Annotated in this window: 18 protein-coding genes and 1 pseudogene; 4 read left to right on the top strand and 15 right to left on the bottom strand. The window is 72.2% G+C overall.

All coding sequences use genetic code 11. The annotated features are described in order from the left end of the window. Positions 1–318: 318 nt before the first annotated feature. The 7 genes from tmk to bldG form a co-directional block, all read right to left on the bottom strand. A complete protein-coding gene (gene tmk, locus ACZ4A5_RS28230; RefSeq protein ID WP_467590202.1) occupies positions 319–3,972 on the bottom strand; it encodes a dTMP kinase in 3,654 nt (1,217 codons plus the stop codon). Between the two features lie 141 nt (positions 3,973–4,113). Continuing rightward, entirely contained in the window at positions 4,114–6,963 is a 2,850-nt protein-coding gene (gene topA / locus ACZ4A5_RS28225) for a type I DNA topoisomerase (protein ID WP_467590199.1), read from the bottom strand. A 360-nt stretch (positions 6,964–7,323) separates the two neighbouring features. Next, on the bottom strand, positions 7,324–8,841 hold the full coding sequence (locus ACZ4A5_RS28220) for a DUF7059 domain-containing protein (protein WP_467590197.1): 1,518 nt from the start codon (positions 8,839–8,841) through the stop codon (positions 7,324–7,326). 131 nt (positions 8,842–8,972) lie between these two features. Next, complete coding sequence (locus ACZ4A5_RS28215; RefSeq protein ID WP_467590194.1) at positions 8,973–9,545, bottom strand: small secreted protein; 573 nt, start codon at positions 9,543–9,545, stop codon at positions 8,973–8,975. A 244-nt stretch (positions 9,546–9,789) separates the two neighbouring features. Continuing rightward, on the bottom strand, positions 9,790–12,183 hold the full coding sequence (locus tag ACZ4A5_RS28210; RefSeq protein WP_467590191.1) for a sodium-translocating pyrophosphatase: 2,394 nt from the start codon (positions 12,181–12,183) through the stop codon (positions 9,790–9,792). A 452-nt stretch (positions 12,184–12,635) separates the two neighbouring features. After that, entirely contained in the window at positions 12,636–13,100 is a 465-nt protein-coding gene (locus tag ACZ4A5_RS28205) for an ATP-binding protein (protein WP_467590188.1), read from the bottom strand. A gap of 119 nt (positions 13,101–13,219) precedes the next feature. Further along, positions 13,220–13,561: an anti-sigma factor antagonist BldG gene (gene bldG / locus ACZ4A5_RS28200; RefSeq protein ID WP_030367299.1), complete on the bottom strand. Its 342-nt coding sequence runs from the start codon at positions 13,559–13,561 to the stop codon at positions 13,220–13,222. 54 nt (positions 13,562–13,615) lie between these two features. Here bldG and ACZ4A5_RS28195 point away from each other — a divergent pair, with 54 nt between their 5' ends. Next, entirely contained in the window at positions 13,616–16,072 is a 2,457-nt protein-coding gene (locus tag ACZ4A5_RS28195; protein WP_467590185.1) for a DEAD/DEAH box helicase, read from the top strand. Positions 16,073–16,562: 490 nt separating this feature from the next. Here the strand turns inward: ACZ4A5_RS28195 and ACZ4A5_RS28190 are convergent, their stop codons facing one another. The 7 genes from ACZ4A5_RS28190 to ssd form a co-directional block, all read right to left on the bottom strand. Then, positions 16,563–16,895, bottom strand: coding sequence for an Rv3654c family TadE-like protein (locus ACZ4A5_RS28190; RefSeq protein ID WP_467590182.1), 333 nt, complete (start codon positions 16,893–16,895; stop codon positions 16,563–16,565). A gap of 7 nt (positions 16,896–16,902) precedes the next feature. Next, on the bottom strand, positions 16,903–17,247 hold the full coding sequence (locus ACZ4A5_RS28185) for a TadE family type IV pilus minor pilin (protein WP_467590179.1): 345 nt from the start codon (positions 17,245–17,247) through the stop codon (positions 16,903–16,905). Continuing rightward, the gene (locus tag ACZ4A5_RS28180; protein ID WP_390751287.1) at positions 17,234–17,371 is read right to left on the bottom strand and encodes a DUF4244 domain-containing protein; all 138 of its coding nucleotides are present in this window, start codon (positions 17,369–17,371) and stop codon (positions 17,234–17,236) included. The genes ACZ4A5_RS28185 and ACZ4A5_RS28180 overlap by 14 nt, the downstream gene beginning before the upstream one ends. A gap of 125 nt (positions 17,372–17,496) precedes the next feature. Continuing rightward, positions 17,497–17,952 (bottom strand): type II secretion system F family protein, encoded by a 456-nt coding sequence (locus ACZ4A5_RS28175; protein ID WP_467590176.1) that lies wholly within the window; start codon positions 17,950–17,952, stop codon positions 17,497–17,499. A 449-nt stretch (positions 17,953–18,401) separates the two neighbouring features. After that, a complete protein-coding gene (locus ACZ4A5_RS28170; RefSeq protein ID WP_467590173.1) occupies positions 18,402–19,337 on the bottom strand; it encodes a type II secretion system F family protein in 936 nt (311 codons plus the stop codon). Further along, positions 19,334–20,491, bottom strand: coding sequence for a TadA family conjugal transfer-associated ATPase (locus tag ACZ4A5_RS28165; RefSeq protein ID WP_467590171.1), 1,158 nt, complete (start codon positions 20,489–20,491; stop codon positions 19,334–19,336). Before ACZ4A5_RS28165 ends, ACZ4A5_RS28170 begins: the two co-directional genes overlap by 4 nt. Then, positions 20,488–21,603: a septum site-determining protein Ssd gene (gene ssd / locus ACZ4A5_RS28160; protein WP_467590168.1), complete on the bottom strand. Its 1,116-nt coding sequence runs from the start codon at positions 21,601–21,603 to the stop codon at positions 20,488–20,490. The genes ACZ4A5_RS28165 and ssd overlap by 4 nt, the downstream gene beginning before the upstream one ends. Before the next feature lie 454 nt (positions 21,604–22,057). Here ssd and ACZ4A5_RS28155 point away from each other — a divergent pair, with 454 nt between their 5' ends. Then, positions 22,058–22,903 carry an HAD family hydrolase gene (locus tag ACZ4A5_RS28155; protein ID WP_467590165.1) on the top strand — a complete coding sequence of 282 codons (846 nt, stop codon included), beginning with the start codon at positions 22,058–22,060 and terminating at the stop codon, positions 22,901–22,903. A gap of 396 nt (positions 22,904–23,299) precedes the next feature. On the opposite strand, the gene ACZ4A5_RS28150 is transcribed toward ACZ4A5_RS28155, so the two are convergent. Beyond that, the gene (locus ACZ4A5_RS28150) at positions 23,300–24,121 is read right to left on the bottom strand and encodes a Fic family protein (RefSeq protein WP_467590162.1); all 822 of its coding nucleotides are present in this window, start codon (positions 24,119–24,121) and stop codon (positions 23,300–23,302) included. A gap of 101 nt (positions 24,122–24,222) precedes the next feature. On the opposite strand from ACZ4A5_RS28150, the gene ACZ4A5_RS28145 reads away from it, so the two are divergent. Both ACZ4A5_RS28145 and ACZ4A5_RS28140 read left to right on the top strand, forming a co-directional pair. Continuing rightward, positions 24,223–25,218 (top strand): ATP-binding protein, encoded by a 996-nt coding sequence (locus tag ACZ4A5_RS28145; RefSeq protein ID WP_467590159.1) that lies wholly within the window; start codon positions 24,223–24,225, stop codon positions 25,216–25,218. Positions 25,219–25,525: 307 nt separating this feature from the next. Further along, positions 25,526–26,173 (top strand): annotated as a pseudogene (locus ACZ4A5_RS28140) (SulP family inorganic anion transporter); the annotation flags it as partial. Positions 26,174–26,294 lie beyond the last annotated feature (121 nt).

Below are 26,294 nucleotides of genomic sequence, written 5' to 3'. Positions count from 1 at the left end.
CCCTCCGCACGCCCAGACCGGACGGGCCGACCCGGTGACGGAATCAGCAAAGCCGTAAGGCCACTACGGGCCTGTCCCCAGGCCGGGAAACACCCGTCGCACGCCCCCAGGGCCGGACGGGCCGGCTGATGGCCAACGCCCCCCGGCCCGGCCCCGGGCTCCTGGCCACGGCCGACCCCGGAGAGACAGCCACCGGCCGGGGCACGACGGTCGGCCTACGCCGACCGAGCCGGCAGAGCAGCGGGCCCACCGGACGGGCCGACGGGGCAGGGAGCCGGGAGTGGGCGAGGAGGGCCACCCCAGGCACCGGCGATCGTCTCAGCGCCCGCCCCGCCGGCGCCCCTTCTGTTCGTCGTCCGACGGGCGGCGCGTGTCCTCACGCGGGCCCAGCAGTTCGTCCGCCAGCGTGGGTGCGTCGTCGGAGGACGGTTCCGCCCAGCCCGGGCGGCGTCGACGGCTCTCCGGCTCCTCCTCCGTCGTACGCGGCATCTCGTGTGTCCGCTCGCTGTCCTCCGGCCGGAAGAGCCAGGTCGGCACGCGGTCCGCCGGGTCCTCGGGGCGGTCGGGCCGCGCGGCCGGAGCGGGGCCTTCGGAACGTACGGGCGGAAGCACCGCGGTCTCGTCCTCCGAGGAAGCACCGGACGCACCGGATCCACCGGCCGCACTGGATCCAGCGCCCGCACCGGATGCCCCGGACCGGCCAGATCCACCAGACGCCCCGGACGCCCCCGACCCACCGGCAGACCCGGACGCCCCAGGCCGACCGGACCCACCGGACGCAGGCTTCGCCTCAGGGCGGGCCACCGGCTGCGGGAGCACCGCCGTCTCCTCGGACTCCGAGCCGGAGTCGGCCGGCGTCCTCTCCGGCTCCATCCCCCAGGTGACGCGCTGCGGCGCCTCCGGGCGGACGACCGGCGGTGCGGGCCGCACGGGCGGCAGCACCGCCGTCTCATCAGCCGCACCCTCCGGCTCCACACGCTCCGCACGCTGCTCCGCACGCGACCGCTCCACCGGCGCCGCAGGCCGCACAGGCGGCAGCACCGCCGTCTCATCAGCCGCACCCTCCGGCTCCACACGCTCCGCACGCTGCTCCGCACGCGACCGCTCGACGCGCGGCCGCTCGACCGTCGGCGTCAGGTCGGGGTCGCCCCGCCGCGGGTCCGGCCGGCCGACGATCGGCCTGCGCACCGTCTGCGTACGGTCGGAGCCGCCGGAAGCCGGCGGGGCCGGCGTCTCGACCGTCTGCGTCGCGTCGGAATCCGCGGAGTCGGCGGAGTCGTCCCGCCGGGCGTCCTTCCGCAGCGAAGGCCGCTCGACCGTCGGCGCCTCGGAAGCCGAAGAAGAAGCAGAAGCCGAAGAAGCAGAAGCCGACGCAGCGGCGGAGGCCGAAGCAGCCGCGGCCGCCGCCTCCGCCTCGACGCGCGCCCGCTCGGCCCGCAGCAGGGCCTCTTCCGCCTTGCGCTGCTTCTCCCGGCGCCGTTCCTCCGCCTCGGCGCGCAGCCGGGCCTCTTCCTCGGCCTGCTTGCGGAGTCGTTCCTGCTCGGCGGCGCGCGTACGCTCCTCCGCCTCGCGCCGCTTGCGCTCCTGCTCGGCCGCCAGCCGCTCTTCCTCGGCCCGCTGCCGGGCCTCCTCGGCGAGTCGTGCCTCTTCCCGCCGGCGCGCCTCTTCCGCCTCGCGCCGCTTGCGCTCTTCCTCCTCGGCCCGCAGCTTGGCGAGCCGCGCCTGGCGCTCGCGCTCCAGGCGCTCCTCCTCCGCCTTGCGCGCGGCCTCTTCCTCGGCCTTGCGCCGTGCCTCCTCCTCGGCCGCCTTGCGGGCCTGCTCGCGGGCCTCGATCTCCTGGGCGGAGAGCGGGAGGACCTCGTCGAGCCGGTGCCGTACGACCGTGGAGACGGCCTCCGGCTCCTGCCCGGCGTCCACGACGAGATACCGCGCGGGGTCGGCGGCGGCGAGGGTGAGGAAGCCGGTCCGTACGCGCTGGTGGAACTCCGCCGGCTCGGACTCCAGCCGGTCCGGCGCCTCCGTGAAGCGCTCGCGGGCGGTCTCGGGCGAGACGTCGAGCAGCACCGTCAGATGCGGAACGAGCCCGTCCGTGGCCCAGCGGGAGATGCGGGCGATCTCGGTCGGCGAGAGGTCGCGCCCGGCGCCCTGATAGGCGACGGAGGAGTCGATGTAGCGGTCGGTGATGACCACCGCGCCGCGCTCCAGCGCGGGCCGCACGACGGAGTCGACGTGCTGCGCGCGGTCGGCGGCGTAGAGCAGGGCCTCGGCCCGGTCGGACAGACCGGCGGAGCCGACGTCGAGCAGGATCGCGCGCAGCCGCTTGCCGATGGCCGTGGCGCCGGGCTCCCGGGTGACGACGACCTCGTGGCCCTTGCCGCGGATCCAGTCGGCGACGGCCTGCACCTGTGTCGACTTGCCGGCGCCGTCGCCGCCCTCGAAGGCGATGAAGAAGCCGGTGCCCGACGGCGCCTGCGTGGGGTCGCCGCCCCGCAGGACGTCCATCAGGTCGCGGCGGAACGGTACGCCGTGCCGGTCGTCCGTCTTACCCAGGACGATGGCGCCGACGGGCAGCAGCAGCGCGCCGATGAGCATCAGCGTGAACGCGGCCCCGCCGTGCGAGAAGACGAAGCTGCCGCTCTCCAGCCGGTGCGGCCCGATGGCGGCGGCGAGCAGTGGCGCGACCACCGCGCCGAGCGCCGCGGTGACGCGGACGACGGCGTGCAGATGGTCGGTCGTACGGGCCCGCCGGGCCTCCTCGGTCTCCTGGTCGAGCAGGGAGTGCCCGGTGTTGGCGACGACGCCGGCGCCGACGCCCGCGAGCAGGATCAGCAGCAGGACCGTCGTCGGGTCCGGCACCAGCCCCGCGATCAGCAGCGCGAGGCCCGTCAGGGCGAGGGCCAGGGCGAGCAGGCGGCGACGCGAGAAGCCCGGCAGGACCTTCCGCGCGGTGCGGATGCCGATGACGGGACCGCCGCTCAGCGCGAGCACCAGCAGTCCGAAGGCGACCGGCCCGCCGCCCAGGTCGACGGCCTGGAGCGTGGCCACGCCGACGGCCGCGGCGATCGCGCCCGCGACGGCGGCGCAGGCGAGGACGAGCACCGGGATGGCACCCGTGCGGCCGGTGTCGGGGCCGTGCGGCGTCCGGGGGCGGCGCAGTCCCTCAAGGGGGGAGCGCACGCGCGGCGACTGCACGCCGGGAAGTTCGAGGAGGTAGAGGATCGAGGCGGAACCGGCGAACAGCGCGGCCGCCAGGAAGGAGCCCAGCGCCGCCTGGTGCGCATGGAACCACGCGATCCCGGAGCCAAGCAGATTGCTGATCAGGGTGATGACGACGAGCGCGGCGGCGGCTATGGGCAGCGCGACGAAGTTCGTCCGCAGCGAGAGGCGGCGCAGCGCGTCGTAGGGGTCCGGCAGCGGCCGGACGGCGGTGCCCTCGTTGGGCGGCCGCGGCAGCAGCGCGGGCGCCGCGCCGTCCTTGGCCACGGTCCAGAACCGCTCGGCGACGCCCACGACGAAGGCGGACACCAGCAGCAGCGCGAGGGCCCTGGTGCCGGTCCAGCCGATCCACAGCGGCGCCACCGCGAGCAGCGCCACCCGTACGCCGTCGGCGACGAGCATGGTCCAGCGGCGGTCCAGCGGGCCGTTCGGCGCGATCAGCGAGGAGACCGGGCCGAGCAGGACGGCACCGAAGACCAGGGTCGCGAGCAGCCGCGCGCCGAGGACCGCGGCGACCGCCAGGGCGGCACCGCGATAACCGCCCCCGAAGGAGCCCGCCGCGACCGCCGCCTGGAACGACAGCAGCAGGAGCACCAGCAGGGCGAGGGCGTCCCCGATCCCGCCGGCGAACTGGGCGCTCCACAGCCGCCGCAGCGGGGGAAGGCGCAGCAGGGCCCGTACGGCACGCTCGCGGGAGTCCTCGGCCAGTGCCCCGGATGTGGGGGTTTCCACTGTTGGCTGCTCGGCTCGCGTCATCCTGCCAGCCTATCCGGCCGCGCCGGGGCCTCGCGTCTTCATGGAACGCGCGTACGAGCACGCGGGGCGCCGCCGGAGCACGTGAAACGCCGGGCGGGCTGGAGGAATCCAGCCCGCCCGGCGTCGCGAACAGCGAAACCTCTACTCCGCCGCGGCCTTGGACGCCGCCGCCGTCTTCTTCGCGGCGGTCTTCTTGGCCGTCGTGGTCTTCTTCGCGGCGGCCGTCGTCTTCTTCGCGGCGGTCTTCTTGGCGGCCGTCGTCTTCTTGGCGGCCGTCTTCTTCGCCGTCGCCTTCTTCGCGGGCGCCTTCTTGGCGGTCTTCTTCGCCGGCCCCTTCGCCCGCTTCTCGGCGAGCAGTTCGTAGCCCCGCTCCGGCGTGATCGTCTCGACGTCGTCGTCACGGCGCAGCGTCGCGTTGGTCTCGCCGTCGGTCACGTACGGGCCGAACCGGCCGTCCTTGACCACGACCGGACGCTCGCTGACCGGGTCCGTGCCGAGCTCCTTCAGCGGCGGCTTGGCCGCGGCGCGGCCGCGCTGCTTGGGCTGGGCGTAGATCGCCAGCGCCTCGTCGAGCGTGATCGTGAAGAGCTGGTCCTCGGTCTCCAGGGAGCGCGAGTCGGTGCCCTTCTTCAGATACGGGCCGTAGCGGCCGTTCTGCGCGGTGATCTCCACGCCCTCGGCGTCCTTGCCGACGACGCGCGGCAGCGACATCAGCTTGAGCGCGTCCTCGAGGGTGACCGTGTCGAGCGACATGGTCTTGAAGAGCGAGGCGGTCCGCGGCTTCACGGCGTTCTTGCCGGTCTTGGGCGTGCCCTCGGGCAGGATCTCGGTGACGTACGGGCCGTAGCGGCCGTCCTTGGCGACGATCTGGTTGCCGCTCTCGGGGTCCTTGCCCAGCTCGAAGTCGCCGCTCGGCTTGGCGAGCAGCTCCTCGGCGTACGCGACGGTGAGCTCGTCGGGCGCCAGGTCGTCCGGCACGTCGGCGCGCTGGTGGCCCTCGGAGTCCTTCTCGCCGCGCTCGACGTACGGGCCGTAGCGGCCGACGCGCAGCACGATGCCCTCGCCGACCGGGAACGAGGAGACCTCGCGGGCGTCGATCGCGCCCAGGTCGGTGACGAGCTCCTTGAGGCCGCCGAGGTGGTCGCCGTCGCCGTTGCCCGCGTCGGCGGCGGAGCCCTCGGGGCCGTCCGCCGAACCGAAGTAGAAGCGGCGCAGCCACGGCACGGCCTGGGCCTCGCCGCGCGCGATGCGGTCGAGGTCCTCCTCCATGGAGGCGGTGAAGTCGTAGTCGACGAGCCGCCCGAAGTGCTTCTCCAGGAGGTTCACGACGGCGAAGGACAGGAAGGACGGCACCAGGGCCGTGCCCTTCTTGAAGACGTAGCCGCGGTCGAGGATTGTGCCGATGATCGACGCGTACGTCGACGGGCGGCCGATCTCCCGCTCCTCCAGCTCCTTGACCAGCGACGCCTCGGTGTAGCGCGCCGGGGGCTTGGTGGCGTGGCCGTCGGCGGTGATCTCCTCGGCCGTCAGCGCGTCGCCCTCGGTGACCTGCGGGAGACGGCGCTCGCGGTCGTCGAGCTCGGCGTTCGGGTCGTCGGCGCCCTCGACGTACGCCTTCATGAAGCCGTGGAAGGTGATCGTCTTGCCGGACGCGCTGAACTCGGCCTCCCGGCCGTCGCTCGCCCGGCCGCCGATCTTGACGGTGACGGAGTTGCCGGTCGCGTCCTTCATCTGGGAGGCGACGGTCCGCTTCCAGATGAGCTCGTAGAGCCGGAACTGATCGCCGGTCAGACCGGTCTCGGCGGGCGTGCGGAAACGATCACCCGAAGGCCGGATCGCCTCGTGCGCCTCCTGCGCGTTCTTGACCTTGCCGGCGTACGTGCGCGGCTTCTCCGGCAGATAGTCGGCGCCGTACAGCTGGGTCACCTGCGCCCGGGCCGCGGAGACCGCGGTGTCGGACAGCGTGGTGGAGTCCGTACGCATATAGGTGATGAAGCCGTTCTCGTACAGCTTCTGTGCCACCTGCATGGTGGCCTTCGCGCCGAAGCCGAGCTTGCGCGACGCCTCCTGCTGGAGGGTGGTCGTGCGGAACGGCGCGTACGGCGAGCGGCGGTACGGCTTGGACTCGACGGAGCGCACCGAGAAGGCGGAGTCCGCGAGGGCCGCGGCCAGCGCGCGGGCATTGGCCTCGTCCAGGTGCAGGACCTGCGAGCCGTCCTTGAGCCGGCCGGTCGAGCCGAAGTCACGGCCCTGCGCGACGCGGCGGCCGTCGACGGCGGTCAGCCGCGCGGCGATGCTGCCCGGGTCACTGGCGTCGCCGCCGCGCCCGGTGGCGAAGGTGCCGGTGAGGTCCCAGTACTCGGCGGAGCGGAAGGCGATGCGCTCGCGCTCGCGCTCGACGACGAGACGGGTGGCGACGGACTGCACGCGGCCGGCCGAGAGCCGCGGCATGACCTTCTTCCACAGGACCGGCGAGACCTCGTAGCCGTAGAGGCGGTCGAGGATGCGGCGGGTCTCCTGGGCGTCGACGAGCTTCTTGTTCAGCTCGCGCGGATTGGCGACGGCCTCGCGGATCGCGTCCTTGGTGATCTCGTGGAAGACCATCCGGCGGACGGGGACCTTCGGCTTGAGGACTTCCTGGAGGTGCCAGGCGATGGCCTCGCCCTCGCGGTCCTCATCGGTGGCGAGGAAGAGCTCGTCGGAGTCGGCCAGCAGCTCCTTGAGCTTCTTGACCTGGTCCTTCTTGTCGTGGTTGACGACATAGATGGGCTGGAAATCGGCGTCGACGTTCACGCCGAGCCGGGCCCACGGCTCGCCCTTGTACTTGGCCGGGACCTCGGCGGCCCCGTTCGGCAGGTCACGGATGTGCCCGACGCTCGCCTCGACGACGTATCCGGGGCCGAGGTAGCCCTTGATCGTCTTCGCCTTGGCAGGCGACTCGACGATGACGAGTCGGCGGCCGCCCTGTGCGGTCTCGCTGGTCGGGGACAACTTCGCTCTTCTTCCGGTCGGCACTCGGTGTAGGCGCTGCGGTGACGCTGCGGAGTGTGACGGTACATCCCGCCCCCGTGTCAAACGGAAAAAGCCCGCAACGCCACTCGAACGGTAACCCGACAAGCGTCCTGTCTGCCGCCCGGACCGGCTCACCACCGGAGTGAACCGGCGGCCCGGCCCCGCCGGGGACGCCCCCGGCGGGCTCCCGGCCCGCGCGCGACCGGGGCCCGGGGGCAAGAGGACGGCCCGTCAAGGGCACCGCACGAAGAATCGCAGGTGGCAGCCCTGACACCTGCGGTCCCAGAAGACGATGCCCACACGAACGTGACGTGAACCCGACCCCTACGAACGGCGTTCTCAGCCCTCTGCGGGAACCAGGAATCCCTGCTCCACGAGCAGCCGGATCGACTCCGGAGTGCGGTCGCGCAACGAGACCGCGTCCTCCCCGACGAGCTGCGCGATCGCGTCCAGAATCCGTCCCGCGCTGAGAGAGCCGTCACACACCCCGGCGAAGCCCGCGCCGACCGTGTCGACCTTGGTCGCCCGGCGCATTCCCCGGTTCTGCCTGAGGACGACGTGCTCCGGATCCTCCGCGCCCGGCATCCCGACCTGCTCCTGGACGACCTCGTCGGCCAGCCGGAAGCGGGCGGCGAGCAGCGCCGCGTCGTCATGCGAGCGCAGGAAGTCCTGTCGCTCGAAATGGGCCCGAACGGACGCACCGAGCGGCTGCTCGACCGGGTGCGGCCACTCCTCCGCCATGACGGAAGGCAGCTCTGAGCCCGTTTTGCGCAGCGTGATCCAGCCAAATCCGACGGCCTTGGTGCCGCGGGCCGCGAATTCGTCCAGCCACGCGTCGTAGCGCGCCGCGTACGCCTCGGGGGCGGAGCGGTGGTCACCGCCGTCGCGCAGCCACAGCTCGGCGTACTGCGCGACGTCCTGCACCTCGCGCTGGACGATCCAGGCGTCGCAGCCGCGCGGCACCCAGGACGACAGCCGGTCGCGCCAGTCCTCGCCCTCGACGTGCTGCCAGTTGGCGAGCAGCTGGCAGTAACCGCCGTCGTTGAGCCGCTCCCCCGCCTGCTGCACGAGCGTGCGGCAGAGGTCGTCGCCGCCCATCCCGCCGTCGCGGTAGGTGAGCCGCGCGCCCGGGGAGATGACGAACGGGGGGTTGGAGACGATCAGGTCGTACGTGTCCTGCGCGACCGGCTCGAACAGCGAGCCCTCGCGCAGATCCGCCTCGGGCGCGCCGGACAGCGCGAGCGTGAGCCGGGCGAAGTGCAGCGCCCGCGGGTTGAGGTCGGTCGCGGTGACCTTGGTGGCGTGCTGAGCGGCGTGCAGCGCCTGGATGCCGGAACCGGTGCCGAGGTCCAGGGCGCTCGCCACGGGCGTGCGCACGGTGATCCCGGCGAGCGTGGTGGACGCGCCGCCGACACCGAGGACGAGCTCCGAGCGCTCCACACCGGCGGGGCCCTGCGCGATCCCGCCGGCGCCGCCGACGGCACAGCCCAGGTCGGAGACGATCCACCAGTCCTGCCCCTCGGGGCCGCCGTAGGGGCGCACGTCGACGGTCGCCCGCACCTCGTCGCCGTCGCGCACGAGCCAGCCGTCGGCTAGGCAGTCGTCCACGGGCAGCGCGGCGGCGGCCCGGCCGTACGCGGCGGGGCGCTGCAGGAGGAAGAGCCGGACCAGCGTCTCCAGCGGCCCGTCCCCCCGCGTGGCGCGCAGCGCGGGCACGGTCTCGCTGCGCGCGAGAGCGGCGTAGGCGGGGGCGCCCAGCAGGTCGAGGAGGCCGTCGGCGGTGAAGGCCGCGGAGAGCAGGGCACCGCGCAGCCGGTCGGTGCGGGCGGGGTCGGCGAAGGGAAGGAGCGTACTCACGCAACCATTGTCGGGTGCGCCACCGACAAACGGGTGGGGCGGGGCGTTTCCCCTGCCCCACCCGTTTGTCGGTGGCGCCACGCTCACTGCTTCGCGCTGCGGATCACTTCGTACTGATCACTTCGCACTGATCACTTCGTGCTGGCCGAGGGCGACACGGACGTCTTCTGGCACCCGGGCTGCTTGGCCATCGACTTGCCCACGTCTCCCGACTGAAGCTTCTTCAGCGCGTCGTCACTCTGGCTGCTCAGCTTCCCGATGTCCCCGCCGATGCCCTTGAGCCCCTCGGCGAACTTCGCCTTGTCCCCGGTGTCCAGCCCGTCCATCCGCTTCTTCAGACCTGCGTACGCCGCGGAGAGGTCGTTGAGCGCCTTGACGGCGTTCTTCTGGCTGCTCTCGCCGTCCTTCACGGGCGGCGCGCCCGCGTTGTCCACGCCGCCAGCCAGCGCCTTGTACGCGTCGGCATTGGCCTGGAAAGCCGCGGAGTCGGTCTGCTGGACCTTCTTGGAGTCCTCTTCGGTCTGGACGCCGGCGATCGAGTGGTTGGCGTCCTGGATCTTCTTGACCTGAGGCTGCATCTGGTCGCAGACCTTCTTGGCCCAGTCGTCGAGCTTCTTGTTGCCCCCGTCGCCCCCGCCACAGCCGGTCAGCGCCAGGACGAGTGCCGCACCGCCGGACAGTGCAGCCACAAGCTTCTTGTTCACCGGATTGGTCCCTTCGATGGCTCCGGCCCCGGAACTTACACGTCCGGGCCGGGCCACCTCCGAGCCAGCCGCCCCATACGCCCCCTTTTAAAGCCATTTGCACCAAGAACGCCGTGGCGTTCGCCGCACCTTGATCCATTCGCCCGGACGCCCGGGGGCGGCGCGGCGGCGGCCCACGGCGAACGGGCGGACGGCGCGCCTTCGCACACCGTCCGCCCGCCTCTGAGCCCGCCGAACCGGTCCGTCAGGAGACCACCGCCGGATCCGCGGGGTGTGCCGCGCGCTCGGCCTCGCCGTCGTCACCGTCCATGGCGACGCCGCGCCGCTTGGAGACGTAGACGGCACCGACGATGATCACGATGGCCAGCGCCGCGACGCCGATCCGCAACCCCTTGTTGGCATCGGCCCCGAAGGAGAACTTGACCACCGCCGGAGCGATCAGCAGGGCCACCAGGTTCATCACCTTCAGCAGGGGGTTGATCGCGGGCCCGGCGGTGTCCTTGAAGGGGTCGCCGACCGTGTCACCGATGACCGTCGCGGCATGCGCCTCGCTGCCCTTGCCGCCGTGATGGCCGTCCTCGACCAGCTTCTTGGCGTTGTCCCAGGCACCGCCGGAGTTGGCCAGGAAGACGGCCATCAGCGTGCCGGTGCCGATGGCGCCCGCGAGGTACGAACCGAGCGCGCCGACGCCGAGCGAGAAGCCGACCGCGATCGGCGCCAGGACGGCCAGCAGCCCCGGCGTGGCGAGTTCGCGCAGCGCGTCCTTGGTGCAGATGTCCACGACGCGCCCGTACTCGGGCTTCTCGGAGTAGTCCATGATCCCGGGGTGCTCGCGGAACTGCCGCCGCACCTCGTAGACCACCGAGCCCGCCGACCGCGAGACGGCGTTGATGGCGAGCCCCGAGAAGAGGAAGACGACCGCGGCGCCCAGCACCAGCCCCACGAGGTTGTTGGGCTGCGAGATGTCCAGACTCAGGTTCATCTCCGTGGACTTCGCGTGGACGTCTTCGACCGCCGTGGCGATCGCGTCGCGGTACGAACCGAAGAGCGCCGACGCCGCGAGCACCGCCGTGGCGATGGCGATGCCCTTGGTGATCGCCTTGGTGGTGTTGCCCACGGCGTCGAGGTCGGTGAGCACCTGCGCGCCCGCGCCCTCGACGTCCCCGGACATCTCGGCGATGCCCTGGGCGTTGTCGGAGACCGGGCCGAAGGTGTCCATGGCGACGATGACGCCGACGGTGGTGAGCAGACCCGTGCCCGCGAGGGCGACGGCGAACAGCGCGAGCATGATCGAGGTGCCGCCCAGCAGGAACGCGCCATAGACGGCGAGCGCGATGAGCACCGCCGAATAGACCGCGGATTCCAGGCCGACGGAGATACCGGCGAGCACCACGGTCGCGGGGCCGGTCAGCGAGCTCTTGCCGATGTCGCGTACGGGCCTGCGGCTCGTCTCCGTGAAATAGCCCGTGAGTTGCTGGATCAGCGCGGCCAGGACGATGCCGATGGCCACCGCCACCAGGGCCAGCACCCGCGGGTCCCCCTTGTGCCCGCTGATGGCGGCGTCACCGATGCCCTTCAAATCTGCGTAGCTGGACGGCAGATAGACGAATACCGCCACCGTGACCAGCACCAGGGAGACGATCGCCGAGATGAAGAAGCCCCGGTTGATCGCGGTCATCCCGCTGCGGTCGGCGCGCCGCGGTGCCACGGCGAAAATGCCGATCATCGCGGTGAGCACCCCGATGGCGGGGACGAGCAGCGGAAAGGCGAGGCCCGCGTCGCCGAACGCCGCCTTGCCGAGGATCAGCGCGGCGACCAGTGTCACGGCGTAGGACTCGAAGAGGTCGGCGGCCATGCCCGCGCAGTCGCCGACGTTGTCGCCCACATTGTCGGCGATGGTGGCGGCATTGCGCGGATCGTCCTCCGGAATGCCCTTTTCCACCTTGCCGACCAGGTCGGCGCCGACGTCGGCGGCCTTGGTGAAGATGCCACCGCCGACCCTCATGAACATCGCGAGCAGCGCCGCGCCGAAACCGAAGCCCTCCAGCACCTTGGGCGCGTCCGACTTGTACGCCAGCACCACGCACGAGGCGCCCAGGAGGCCCAGCCCGACCGTGCACATGCCGACGACCCCGCCGGTACGGAAAGCGATCTTCATGGCCTTGTGCGACACGGCCGTCAGATCCTTTTCGGGCTCGCCCTCGGCGGGCGTGGCCTCCCGCGCGGCGGCGGCGACCCGCACATTGCTGCGCACCGCGAGCCACATGCCGACATAGCCGGTGGCCGCGGAGAAGAGAGCACCGACCAGGAAAAAGGCCGAACGCCCGATGCGCTGCGACCAGTTGTCCGCCGGCAGGAGCATGAGCAGGAAGAACACGGCCACGGCGAAAATGCCGAGGGTCCGCAACTGGCGGGCGAGATAGGCATTCGCGCCTTCCTGCACCGCCGCCGCGATCTTTCTCATGCTGTCGGTACCCTCACGCGCCGCGAGGACCTGCCGTACGAGCACCACGGCGACCCCGAGCGCGGCCAGCGCCACGGCGCCGATCACCAGCACCAGCGTGCGGTTGCCCCGGGTCAGCTCGGCCGCGAGATTCTGAGTGAAGTCCACCTGTTCAGGGGTAAGAGGCCCCGCCATTCGTCCTCCTTGACGTTTGGCACATGGGCGCGCGACAGCACCGCGAACGCGGAACAGCCGCCACGCTCAGGCGTACTGAGCTCAAGATGGACGGATTGTAGGGAGCATGCCGAGATCAAAACAGAGCGCGGCAAACGGAACCGGCCTTACCACCGTGAAGATCGAGTGAATGATCGCGCGGAAAAGGATCTCGGCAGAAAGATCCCGAATACGTGGACGGAGATCCATAAAGGAAAGATCGAGGCGGGGAGATCGGCAAGGGATCGGGAATAGACCCGCGGCTCATGCCGCACGGCGGAAATCCGTCCCTGGGCCCCACGGCCCCGGACCGGCCCGGCAGGCGCTCCGGCCCTGCCCGGAAGCGGTCGCACGCCGAGCCGGGGGCCGCACGGAGCCCCTGACGGTTACGCCGGATTCAGGACGCCTCGCTACGGCATTACGGTGACGGCGGGCTACGACAGCACGTGCGCCGACGTCGTCGGCCAGCTCATACGGATCAGGCCGCCGCTGTCGTCGGCGGTCACCTCGACGTCGTCGACCAGACCGCTGATCACGGCCAGACCCATGTCGTCCTCACCGTCGGCCCCGCCGTCGTCCTGGGCGGGCACGGACGGGACCGGGGTACCGCCGACGCCCCGTGCGGCCGCGAGCGCGGCAGCGGGCGGCCTGGGGGCGTCGTCCCCGACCTCGATGGAGAACTTCTTCTCGTCCTCGATCAGCACGACCCGGACGGGGCTGGTCACACCGTTGTTCAGGTGCAGCCCGACCGCGCGGGAGCACGCCTCGCCCACGGCGAGACGGAGCTCGTCCAGCACGGCCTCGTCGACTCCGGCCCGGCGCGCCACCGCGGCCGCCACCAGCCGGGCGGTCCGGACATGCTCGGGAAGGGCACTGAAGAGCAGTTCGACGGTGGCCATGCCATCCCCCTCAGTCGTACGTGCCCCTTTCCCCTCTTCCGGAAAAGGGCGGACTCGCGGGGAGGGCCGGGCCGCTCAGGCCCGGATCCCCCCGCGTCGCAGTCTTCCTGCGGCGACCGTCAGTCGGTCGCCTGCACCGCGTCCTCGACCGAGGTGTGAATCGGGAACACCTTGGTGAGGCCGGTGATACGGAAAATCTTCAGAATGCGCTCCTGGTTGCAGACCAGGCGCAGCGAGCCCTCGTGGGCTCGCACCCGCTTGAGGCCGCCGACCAGCACGCCGAGCCCGGTGGAGTCGAGGAAGTCGACGCCCTCCATGTCCACGACGAGGTGATAGCTGCCGTCGTTGACAAGCTCGACCAACTGCTCACGCAGCTTGGGCGCGGTGTACACATCAATCTCGCCACCGACCCGGACAACCGTACGGTCGCCTACGGTCTCGGTCGACAGGGACAGGTCCACGGATCCTCCAGCACCTTGCATCGAGCGGTCGCCCCCCATGGATCGGCAGCCGCGATGGCATTCAATCACTTACCGGCAGGCGTGCACGACGCCTTGGCGCCATTGTCCGCCACGCCAGTGACACACTCGGTGTCAATGGCCAACGATCAACTCCCGCCGGAGGCGGGCGTACACCCCGCTCCCCGCACGGTCCTCGACAGGCTGACCGCCGGGGCCGACCGGGCTGCGCGCATCACTCATACGGAGCACTTGCCCCCGCGGCCGGGACGTCATGCCCCCTGGCCTGAGAAGATCCGGCCGGAAGTGGTCGATGCCATCCGGCTGGCCGGCATCGAGCGCCCTTGGGCTCACCAGGCTCTCACGGCCGAGCACGCCCTGCGCGGCGAGTCGGTGGTGGTGGCCACCGGAACGGCCTCCGGCAAGTCCCTCGCCTATCTGGCCCCCGTGCTGAGCGCCCTGCTGGACGGGGCGGAGGCCCCGAACGGCCGCGGCGCGACCGCCCTCTACCTCGCCCCCACCAAGGCCCTCGCCGCCGACCAGCGACGTGCCGTACGGGCCCTGGCCGAGCCCCTGGGCAAGAGCGTGCGCCCCGCCGTCTACGACGGCGACACCCCCGTGGAGGAGCGGGAGTGGGTGCGCCAGTACGCCAATTACGCGCTCACCAACCCCGACATGCTCCACCGCTCGATCCTGCCCGCCCACCCCAGGTGGTCCTCCTTCCTGCGCGCCCTGCGCTACGTCGTCGTCGACGAGTGCCACACCTACCGCGGCGTCTTCGGCTCGCACGTCGCCCAGGTGCTGCGCCGGCTCCGGCGTGTCTGCGCCCGCTACGGCTCGTATCCCGTCTTCCTCCTCGCCTCCGCCACCGCCTCGGACCCGGCCACCGCGGCGTCCAGGCTCACCGGGGTGCCCGTGGCGGAGATCACCGAGGACTCCTCCCCGCGCGGCGAACTGGTCTTCGCCCTCTGGGAGCCCCCGCTCACCGAGTTCCACGGTGAGAAGGGCGCGCCCGTCCGCCGCACCGCCACCGCGGAGACCGCCGACCTCCTCACCGACCTCGTCGTCCAGGGCGTCCGCACCGTCGCGTTCGTCCGCTCACGGCGCGGCGCCGAGCTCATCTCCCTCATCGCCCAGGAACGCCTGGCCGCCGTCGACCGCTCCCTTCCCTCCCGCGTCGCCGCCTACCGGGGCGGCTACCTCCCCGAGGAGCGCCGCGCCATCGAGCACGCCCTGCACTCCGGGGAACTGCTGGGCCTGTCGGCCACCACCGCCCTGGAACTCGGCGTCGACGTCGCCGGGCTCGACGCCGTCCTGCTCTCCGGCTATCCCGGCACCCGCGCCTCGCTGTGGCAGCAGGCCGGCCGCGCGGGCCGTACGGGCCGAGGTGCCCTCGCCGTGCTCGTCGCCCGCGACGATCCCCTGGACACCTATCTCGTGCACCACCCGGAGGCCCTCTTCCGGCAGCCGGTGGAATCCACCGTCCTCGACCCGGACAACCCCTACGTCCTCGCCCCCCATCTGTGCGCGGCGGCGGCCGAGCTGCCGCTCACCGAAGCCGACCTCTCGCTCTTCGGCCCCGAGGCGCCCGGTCTCCTCACCCAGCTCGAGGGGCGCAAACTGCTCCGCCGCCGGGCCGCCGCCTGGCACTGGACGCGCCGCGAGCGGGCCGCCGACCTCACCGACATCCGAGGCGGGGGCGGCCGCCCCGTCCAGGTCGTGGAGGAGGGCACCGGGCGCCTGCTGGGCACGGTGGACGCCGCCGCCGCGCACGCGGCCGTCCACGAGGGCGCGGTCCACCTCCACCAGGGCCGGACCTATCTCGTCCGCCACCTCGACCTGGACGCCTCCGTCGCCCTCGTCGAGCAGGCCGACCCGCCCTATTCGACGACCGCCCGCGACACCACCGCCATCTCGATCCTGGAGACCAGCTCCGAGGTCCCCTGGGGGGACGCGCGGCTCTGCTTCGGCTCGGTCGAGGTCACCAATCAGGTCGTCTCCTTCCTCCGCCGCCGGCTCATCACCGGCGAGGTCCTCGGTGAGTCCAAGCTGGACCTGCCGCCCCGCACCCTGCGCACCCGGGCCGTGTGGTGGACCGTCACCGAGGACCAGCTCGACGACGCCCGCGTCCACCCCGAGGCCCTGGGCGGCGCCCTGCACGCCGCGGAACACGCCTCCATCGGCATGCTCCCGCTCTTCGCCACCTGCGACCGCTGGGACATCGGGGGCGTCTCCGTCCCCCTCCACCCCGACACGCTCCTTCCCACCGTCTTCGTCTACGACGGCCACTCGGGCGGCGCCGGCTTCGCCGAGCGCGCCTTCCACACCGCCGCCGAGTGGCTCACCGCCACCCGCGAGGCGATCGCAGCCTGCGAGTGCGAATCCGGCTGCCCCTCCTGCGTCCAGTCCCCCAAGTGCGGCAACGGCAACGACCCCCTCGACAAGAAGGCCGCCATCCGCCTCCTCACCCACCTCCTCAAGGGCGCCCCGCCGAAAGCGCCGGAGGACGCCTGACCAGACCTCTGACGCCGCCTGACGGCCCCTCAGCCGGGCTTCGCTCACCTTGCGCCCACCCGAATCGGCCGGAGGACCCGGCGGGAGCAGCGGACCGGCCTCAGTGACGTTGCGACCGTTACGGGACCGCCCTCCGGCACACCGCCGAGCGAACCGCCGCGCCGAACTCCGGACGCGCCCTCCAGGCCCCGCCACCGAACCGCCGGCAGCGAAATCCGGCGCCTTGAGCCGCCGGGCCGGGGCCAGTAGCCGACAGCTCGGGAACAGCCTGCGGTCAACCATCACCCGCCGCAGGCCCGCTCCCGTTCGGCCCGTCCTGCCCGTCAGCTCAGCCCAGCCGCCGAGAAGCGGCCTTGAGCACCGGGAACGAACCGGAGCCGCAGGGCAATCCGTGCGGCCCCGCGCACGCCTCCGAACCGCACTCGCCGAGCCGTAGACCACAAGACCCGCCCCAGCCGCCCGCAGGCAGCACCACACCGCTCACGGCCAATCACGGCCAAGCAGCCTCACCTCCCGTCGCCGGGCCCGCTCGTGAACGGACGCGCACCGCATACGGGCCCGCCCTCGCCTCGGCCGAGACTTCGGCGAACTCGCCGCTCACCGCGCAGCGCACCACCCGCGTGTGCTGGGCCACCGCCACCCGCCGGGCGAGACCGCACGCCGTCGGCTCACCTTCGAGAGCGTGATCCGCGGCTGCCAGCACCGCCAGGTCCGCGGCTCCCCCGGCCCGGTGGCGGACCTCGATCGCCCGCGCCATGGCCAGGACCGCCGCGAACACCGCGCAGAACGCCGTGGCGGCCAGTGCGACCCACACCGTGGCCATGCCCCCGTCACCCCACGGTCTCTTCCGCAAGGGCCACCGCCTCTCCTCCGAGCCGGACCGCCAGGGGGCCAGGCCCGGCGGACCGGGCGTCCACCCGCACCCGGACCAGGTCCCCCTCTCTGGTCAGGGCCACCCGCGCGCCCTCCGGCGCGGCCGCCCGGGCCGTGGCGATCGCCGCCGACGACGGGTCGGACCGAGCCGCCGCCCGAGCCCCTGCCCGCGCCGCGTCCACGCATTGGATCTGGGCGGACGCGGCCATGAGCCCCCAGATCAGCGCCATACCGAAGAGCACCAGAGCCGGCAGCGCCAACGCGGCCTCCGCGGTCACATAGCCGCCGTCAGAACGGCGCATGGAGCGCCTTCTGGATCAGCCCCTGCAAGGCCGCGCTGACCGCCCCGCTCGTGACCACCTTGTAGAGCACGGCGGCCAGGGCGCAGGCCGCCAAGGTGCCGACGGCGTACTCGGCCGTGGACATCCCGGCCTCCCCACCCGCCCCGGACCCCGCCCACACCCGCGCTTCCCGCCATGCGCGGAACCTCGACCACCAGGACACCGTCAGTACTGTCATTTCCGCTTCCCCCGCCTTCGTCTCACTCATCGTCAATTGCCTTTCATGAGCCTGCTCGCGAGCCCGATCACCACGGGCACCACGCCGACCGTCAGGAATGCGGGCAGGAAGCACAGCCCCAGCGGGGCCGTCACCAGCACGCCCGCACGCCGGGCCCGTATGCCCGCCGCCCGGCCCCGCGCGGCGCGCAGGCGGCCCGCGAGCCGGGACATGGGCTCCACCGCGGGCACCCCGGTCGCCTGCGCACGCTCCAGGCAGCTCGCCAGAGCTCGCGCCTGGGGGAGGCTCCCGACCCGGCTCCAGGCCGTGGCGGGCTCGCCCCCGAGCCGGACCTCCGCGGCCGCCTGGGCCAACCGCTCCCCCACCGGCCCGCCGAGGGACGCGCCCACCGCCTCCGCCGCCTCTCTTGGCCCCGCCCCGGCGGCGAGACACGCGGCCAAGAGATCCGCGGCGAGCGGTAACTGCTTCTCCACTTCTGCCGCTGACACACCCGAGACGCCTGAGACAGCCGAGACGGATGAGGCCGTCGAGACAGTCGATACGGACGCCGACACCGAGGGCGGTTTGGCCGGAATGGCCGAGAAAGCACCGTCTGAGCCCTCGCCGGCCCCGCCCGCTCGCCTCCGGAACCGCCACATGCCGTACCCGGCGGCGAGTCCCAGCCCCCACCCGACGATCCCTCCGACGAGGATGGGGCCGGCGGCAGCAGCCCCCGCCATCGGCAGCCAGCGACCGGCACCCGGAAGCCGCTCCGCCCGCAGCCGCAGCAATATCCGCGCCCATCCACTAGCCTCCGCCTCGGACCGGCCGAAGAGAGACGCGGCCCTCCTGCGCGCGATCCGCCTCCCACGGACCACCCCGAGAGCCGCTGTCACGCCCGCGAGTGGAACGCAGAGCAGCAGCATCACCATCCACAGGCTGTGGATAACATTTCCGCTCACCTGACACTCCTCCGCTCCGAGCTCCGCATCGGACCCGCCCCCGCAGCCGGCACCCCGACCGCTGAGCGCACGATCCGCCCCGTCCAGGCGAGCCCCGCGCCCTCCAGCAAGCCACCGAGACACAGGCACCCCAGCCCCACTGGCGTATGCAGCAGCACCCGCAGCGGCGCGGCCCCGAGCGCGCTGCCCATCAGCAGGGCCACGACCGGAAGCACGGCGAGCATCAAGGCTGTGGACCGGGCGCCTGCCAACTGGGCGTGCAGCTTCTCTCGTTGATCACGCTCCGCGCTCAACGCGGCCGCCACTCGCTCCAGCGCCGCCGCGAGCCCCGCACCCCCGTCGACCGCGACCTTCCAGCAAGCGGCCACGCCCTGCAGCCCCTCGGCCCCCGGCAGCCGCCCCACTGCGCGCAGCGCCTCCGGCACGTCCCCGCCGAAACGCGCCGCCGCCGGGACCACGGCCCAGTCCGACCCCAACTCCCCGACACTGGCGGCCGACAGGGCCTCGGCGGGCTGCCGACCCGCCCTCAGTTCTCCCGCGACGGCCCCGCAGAGCTCGATCACCGCCGCTTCCCGCCGCTCCCGCTCCTCCCGCGCCCGGCGCGCACCGAGCCAACGCCTCACCAACGGCACGGCCGCCACCGCGGCCAACAGCGGCAACACCGACTGCCCCAGCAGCGCCACCACACCTCCGAGCGGGAGGCACACCAGCTCACGCCGCTCCAGTGCCAGCCGCCACAACCGGCCGCGCCACTCCTCGACCCAGCCGGGAAGCCTGAACCCGACAGGTCCGGTCACACCCCCACCGGCGAACAGCAGCCTGGCCCGCCGCACTTCCTGGTCCGGCCGCGTCAGCGACCAGGCCATGACCAGCGCCCCCAGTGCCGCGACCGGCCCGAGCACGGTGTGGGGCGCCGCCGCGTGCACCGTCATGGCGCGCACCCCCCGCGTTCGCACAGCTCCGCCAGCCGATCCCAGCCCCGGGCCCGCTCGAAGCCCGCAGGACCACGGACCGCCGCCGGCACGGTCGTCACGAACCCCGCTCCGTCGCGGTCCAGCACATGCACCTCGGCGATGCGCCGCAGCCCTCCTCGCGCCCGAACGAGGTGGATCACCACGGCCAGTCCCGCCGCCAACTGGCTGTGCAGCGCCGCCCGATCGAGGCCCGCCGTGGACCCCAGGGCCTCCAAGCGGGCAGGCACGTCCGCCGCGGCGTTCGCGTGGACCGTCCCGCAGCCTCCCTCGTGCCCCGTGTTCAACGCCGCCAGCAGGTCGGTGACTTCGGGCCCTCGCACCTCACCGACCACCAGCCGGTCCGGCCGCATCCGCAGCGCCTGGCGCACCAGATCCCGGAGGGTGACCAGGCCGACTCCCTCTTGGTTCGCGGGCCTCGTCTCCAACCGCACCACATGCGGGTGGTCCGGCCTCAGCTCCGCGGAATCCTCCGCCAGCACGATCCGCTCGTCCGGGGCGACCAGCCCCAACAGGGTCGTCAGCAAAGTGGTCTTGCCACTGCCCGTTCCGCCGCTGATCACAAAGGAAAGCCGCGCCTCCAGCACCGCCCGCAACAGCCGCTCGCCGCCCGGCGGAACGGTGCCCGCGGCTACCAGGTCGTCCAGGGTGAAGGCGCGCGGCCGCACCACCCGCAGGGAGAGGCACGTCGAGCCCACCGCCACCGGAGGCAGCACGGCGTGCAGCCGCGTCCCGTCCGGGAGCCGGGCATCCACCCACGGCCGGGCATCGTCCAGCCGCCGGCCGGCGATCGCGGCGAGCCGCTGCGCGAGCCGGCGCACCGCTGCCGCGTCGGGAAAGGTCACCCCGGTGCGCTCGAGCCCGGAGCCCCGGTCGACCCAGACCTGATCGGGGGCGGTCACAAGCACATCGGTGACGTCGGGTTCGGCGAGCAGCCGCTCCAGCGGGCCGGTGCCGACCAGCTCGGACCTCAACCGCCGGACGACCCCGAGCACTTCGGCGTCCCCCAGCAGCCGGCCCTCGCTTCGCAGCGCTTCCGCCACCCGGGCCGGCGTCGGTTCCGTACCACTCTCGGCTAGCCTCAGCCGCACGGCGTCCAGCAGCTCGGCGCTCATGACGAGCCCCCGCCGCCGTCGGCCGTAAACCGGCCCCAGAACTCCGCACTGAACCGGGCGAGCGGTCCGCGATCGGCGGCCGGTGGCCGTCCGGCGGTCAACGCGCCGGGCAGGCCGGGGTCGAGGGGCAGCTCACCGGCGAGCGGCAGACCCAGCAGGCGAGCGATCTCCTCGCCGTCGAGCCCGGCACCGCACGGGCCGCGCACGATCACCCTCAGGTCGTCGAGCATCATCCTGACCATGGACGCGACGCGTTGCGCCGCCACCACGGCGCGCAGCTCCGCGGGCACCACCAACAGCACCATGTCCAGCTGCCCGAGGGCCTCGACCGCCGCATCGTCGAGCCGTCGCGGCAGATCGACGACGACCACACCGCCGCGCCTGCGCGCCGCGCCGAGCACGGCCCGCATCGCGTCGGGCGGGACGCTCGCGCACGTGCCCCTGTCCCAGCTGAGCAGGCGCAGCGAGTGCAGCTCGGGCAACGCCTCCTCCAGGGCCTGGCCCGCCACCCGACCCCGCGAGTCGGCGAACGCGGGCCAGCGGAGCCCTTCCGCTTTCTCACCCCCGAAGAGCACGTCCAGGCCGCCACCCAGAGGGTCGGCGTCGACGAGCATGGTGCGCCGCTCCGAGCGGGCGGCACCGACGGCGAGCGCGCAGGCCAGCGTGCTCGCTCCCGCGCCGCCCCGGCCGCCGATCACCCCGACGGTCAGGGCGGGCTTCCCTTTCTCCTCCATGGCGTCGGCGATGCGGTCGACCAGCCACGCTTCGTTCTCCGGCAGCAGGGCCACGCCGCCGGCGCCGAGCTCCACGGCCCGCCGCCAGATGCCCGGGTCCTGCGGCTCCCGGCCGACGAGCACGAGCCCCTCGCCCGGGGGCCCGGCGGCGGCGCTCCCGAGGCGGCTCGCACAGTCGTCGCCCACCAGAACCAAGGGCGCCCGCTCCCAGACGCCTCTGCGCGCGGGCATCCCTTGCGCCACCTCGGGCACCGCTCCCGCCGCGGCGCACAGCCGCAGCAGGTCGTCGAGCAGCGCCTCGTCCTCCGCGACGATCAAGGGCCCGGCCCGGCCGCCCTCGGCGGCGCGCGGCCAATCGGATGCACTGGATCCGGCCACGATGTCCTCCCCGTCCCACTACGCGCTCTCGCTTCCACGTACATCGCGGAACAGCGCGGGGAATCACCGTGCCCGGAACTGGAAAATCATGTGGATCTTGGTTGAAAACTGTGGATGACCGAGCCGTTGTGAATATCCCGGTCACCTATACCGGTGACTTCCGGAGAGCGGCCTGGCGATTACGCAGCGTGACGCGTATGAAGGAGGGAAGAGCACGGCGCCGCGAGGCCGAGGGAAGGGAGGAAGATCGGACAGGGACGCTCGAAATGCATCCGGACATGCGACGACCCCCGCCGGGGGGGAGAGCGGGGGTCGTCCCCACGGCCGACTCGGGGGGGGGAGGAGTCGGGCCGGGTTAGACACGGTCGCGAACGATCCGTGACTTCCATGGTGTACCCGAGAGCCTTCTCAGGCAAACCCACACGCCTCAGCTTACGCCGAATGGAGGGCCCCTATGCTCGGCACCGTGGAAAACCACTCGCTGCCCAGGACCGCCGCGTTCTTTGATCTGGACAAGACGGTCATTGCCAAGTCGAGCACGCTCACCTTCAGCAAGTCGTTCTACCAAGGTGGCTTGATCAACCGACGCGCCGTCCTGCGCACCGCATACGCGCAGTTCGTCTTCCTCGCCGGCGGTGCCGATCACGACCAGATGGAGCGGATGCGGGAGTATCTCTCCGCACTCTGCCGGGGCTGGAATGTCCAGCAGGTCCGTGAGCTCGTCGCGGAGACTCTGCATGAACTCATCGACCCGATCATTTACGACGAGGCCGCCTCTCTCATCGAAGCACACCACACCGCCGGCCGCGATGTGGTGATTGTGAGCACCTCCGGCGCCGAGGTCGTCGAACCCATCGGTGAACTCCTCGGCGCGGACCGCGTGGTAGCCACCCGGATGGTCGTCGAGGACGGCGTCTTCACCGGCGAAGTGGAGTACTACGCCTATGGCCCGACCAAGGCCGAGGCCGTCAGGGAGCTCGCGGAGTCCGAGGGATACGATCTCGCGCGCTGCTATGCGTACAGCGACTCGGTGACCGATATCCCGATGCTGGAATCGGTGGGTCACCCGCACGCGGTGAATCCGGATCGCGCGTTGCGCCGGGAGGCGGCCGCCCGCGACTGGCCGGTGCTCTCCTTCAACCGACCGGTGCGGCTCAAGCAGCGGGTCCCCTCGCTGCCCCTACCCTCCCGCCCCGCCCTGGTCACGGCCGCTGCGGTCGGCGCTGCCGTGGCCACCGCGAGCCTGGTCTGGCTCGCCAGCCGGCGCCGCTCACCCAGCGCCCGCATTGCCCGCCTTTGAAGGCAAAAGCAAAGAACTGCCGCCTGGGCTTCCGCTTCGGGGACGACAGGAGTAGAAAGGAATCAACGGCCCGCGAGACCAGGGACATCCGAGAGGAAGCCCTTCACGCACCACGGCCCCACGGACCGAGCATGAACGTCGGGCACCCACGCGACGCCGACCCGTCGATTACGGGCCAGCCGCACCAGGGGCGAGCGAAGTCTCGACCTGATGGGCAAACATCGTGCACGCATGGTAACCCGGCGAACATGCCAGCGGCGGTACCGGACTTGACCGGTACCGCCGCAACCCTGTCAGCCGGATTTCCCGGCCCCGTCCCCTTGCCGGAAGCCGCTCCCCACGCGGGATGACCTGCCCGAGGATCACGCTCCCCCAGGCCGGTCGGGGCTCCATGTGTCAGGCGGCTCCGCGCTGGAGCGCCTCGCACACGGCCGTGCTCTCTCGTACGCCCAGCTCCGTGGCGCGGGCGCAGTGGATGATCCAGGCCGCCACTCCCTCGGGCGTGCCGGACACATAGCCTTCGAGCGCCGCCACATAGGCCGCCCGGCCCAGTTCGGCGTGGCCCACTTCCGCGGGGCAGATCGACTTGGGGTCGAGCCCGCTGCCGACGAGCACGATCCGCTCCGCGGTCCGCGCCACCAGCCCGTTGCACGACCCGAAGGGGCGCAGGGCCAGCAGTTCGCCGTGCACCACGGCGGCCGTCACCAGCGCGGGCGCCTCGCTGCCCGCGAGCAGCAGCCCGGCCAGCCCGTCCAGTCGGCCGGACACTTCGGCGGCGCTCGGGAGCTCCAGCTCGATCAGCGGCTCGTCGACCGCCTCGCCCTCCAGCCGGGGCCGCCCCACCGTCTCGTCCGGCCGGTTCCCACCCGCCGCCACGAGGTGCAGCCTGGCCAGCACCCGCAGCGGCGACTGCCGCCACACACTCAGCAGTTGCCCCGCCTCGGCGGTGAGCCTCAGCGCCGCACCCACCGTGCGGGACTCGCCCTCGACGCTGAAGTCGGTGCGGCGGCGCACCTCTTCCAGCGCCCAGTCGGCGCCGGAGAGCGCCGCGGAGCCACGCGCTCCGCGCAGCGCGGCCTCGGAGGCGATCTCATTGCTGCGGCGGCGCATCACACGGTGGCCGTAGACGCGGTCCACCGCCTTGCGCACGGAGTCCACGGAGTCGGCAACGCCAGGGAGCGAACCCAGGGCCGCGAGCGGATCGGCAGTCGTACTCATGGGTAAAACAGTACGCACTTTGGCTTCACACCCCTCGAAGGAGTGGTCTTCTTCACGCGCGGTTCTCACTTTCCGCGGCCATCACCCTACGCTTGGTGAACATGAAGATCGCTTTCGTAGGCAAGGGCGGCAGCGGCAAGACCACGCTGTCCTCACTGTTCATCCGCCATCTCGCAGCGGACGGCGCACCCCTGCTGGCGGTGGACGCCGACATCAACCAGCACCTCGGCGCCGCGCTCGGGCTGGACGACGAGGAGGCCGCCGCGCTGCCCGCGATGGGCGCCCAGCTCCCTTTGATCAAGGACTACCTGCGGGGGAGCAACCCCCGGATCGCCTCCGCCGCCACGATGATCAAGACGACGCCGCCGGGCGAGGGGTCGCGGCTGCTCCGGGTGGACGAGGAGAACCCCGTCTACGCGGCCTGCGCCCGCACGGTCCCGCTCGACGACGGCGCGTCGGTCCGGCTGATGGCCACCGGCCCGTTCACCGAGTCCGATCTCGGGGTCGCCTGCTACCACTCCAAGGTCGGCGCGGTCGAGCTGTGCCTCAATCACCTTGTCGACGGGCCCGGTGAGTACGTCGTTGTCGACATGACGGCGGGCAGCGACTCGTTCGCGTCTGGGATGTTCACCCGGTTCGACATGACCTTCCTGGTGGCCGAACCCACCCGCAAGGGGGTCTCGGTCTACCGCCAGTACAAGGAGTACGCACAGGACTTCGGCGTCTCCCTGAAGGTCGTCGGCAACAAGGTGCAGGGCGCCGACGACCTCGACTTCCTGCGCGCGGAGGTCGGCGACGACCTGCTGGTGACAGTCGGCCACTCGGACTGGGTGCGGGCCATGGAGAAGGGCCGGCCGCCCCGCTTCGGCCTGCTGGAGGAGTCCAACCGGGCGGCGCTGCGGACGCTGCGCGAGACGGCCGACAGCTCCTACGAGCAGCGTGACTGGCGGCGCTATACGCGGCAGATGGTGCACTTCCACCTCAAGAATGCGGAGAGCTGGGGCAACGCGAAGACGGGCGCCGATCTCGCCGCCCAGGTCGACCCTTCCTTCGTTCTCGACGAGCGCCAGGCGGCCACCACGGCCCAGCCCGCCTGAGCGGCACCCCCGAGGAGTCCGAAAAGAATCGGCGGGGAAACAACCGCAGCAGACTCGCACAAGCAACACCCCCTGCACAGAACGAAATCGAAGAACAATTGGCAGATAAAGACAGCCATTCACTCGATAGGAGGAATCGCCTCTTCTTCGATCTTTCAGCCTTCCCTCGGCCTTTACTCTCCATTACGATTCGTTTACCGAGTGTTGATACACCCCCGCCATCGCAGCCGCTCCCGCCGCTGCACGCCGTGACCACGGCCGCGCCCCCACTCGCGGCCGCGCCGCCCCGACGAAGACGGGAACGCCCATGCAGCCTCAGTCGACGAATACGACGGACATGTCGAGACCACCCGACACGTCCGACTCCGTAAGCAACGGAGAAGCCCATTCCGGCAAGCGCCTCTGGCAGCGGGATCTCCTCGCCTCCGTGGTCGTCTTCCTGATCTCCGTCCCGCTCTCCCTGGGCATCGCCCTGGCCACCGGCGCGCCACTCCAGGCGGGTCTGGTCGCAGCGGCGGCTGGCGGCATCGTCGCGGGCCTGCTGGGCGGTGCCCCGCTTCAGGTCAGCGGTGCCGCCACGGGGCTCGTCGTGGTGACCGCGGAGCTCGTCCAGAGGTACGGCTGGCGGACCACCTGCGCCATCACCGCTCTCGCCGGCCTGGCCCAACTGGCGCTCGGCACCGCCCGGGTGGCCCGTGCCGCGCTCGCCGTGAGCCCTGCCATCGTGCACGGCCTGCTCGCGGGCATCGGCGTCACCATCGCGCTCGGGCAGGCCCACGTGGTCCTGGGCGGCAGCCCGTACGGCTCCGCCGCGGCCAATCTCGCCGCGCTTCCCCCGGTGCTGACGGATCCGCACCCGGCGGCCCTGCTCGTCGGCGCGATCACGCTGACCGTGCTGGTCGCCTGGCCCCGGCTGCCAGGGCGGATCGGCCGTGGACTGCGCGCGGTCCCGGCCCCGGTGGGGGGGGGGGGGGGGGGGGGGGGGGGGGGGGGGGGGGGGGAGGGGGAGGGGGGGGGGGGGGTGGGCGAAAAGACAGGAAAAGAAAAAAGCCAACACCCAACACCCCCCCCCCCCT

The sequence above is a fragment of the Streptomyces sp. NPDC025618 genome, from assembly GCF_055558795.1.
The sequence above is the reverse complement of the archived record's forward strand: the minus strand, read 5'-3'. Positions and strand labels throughout refer to the sequence as shown.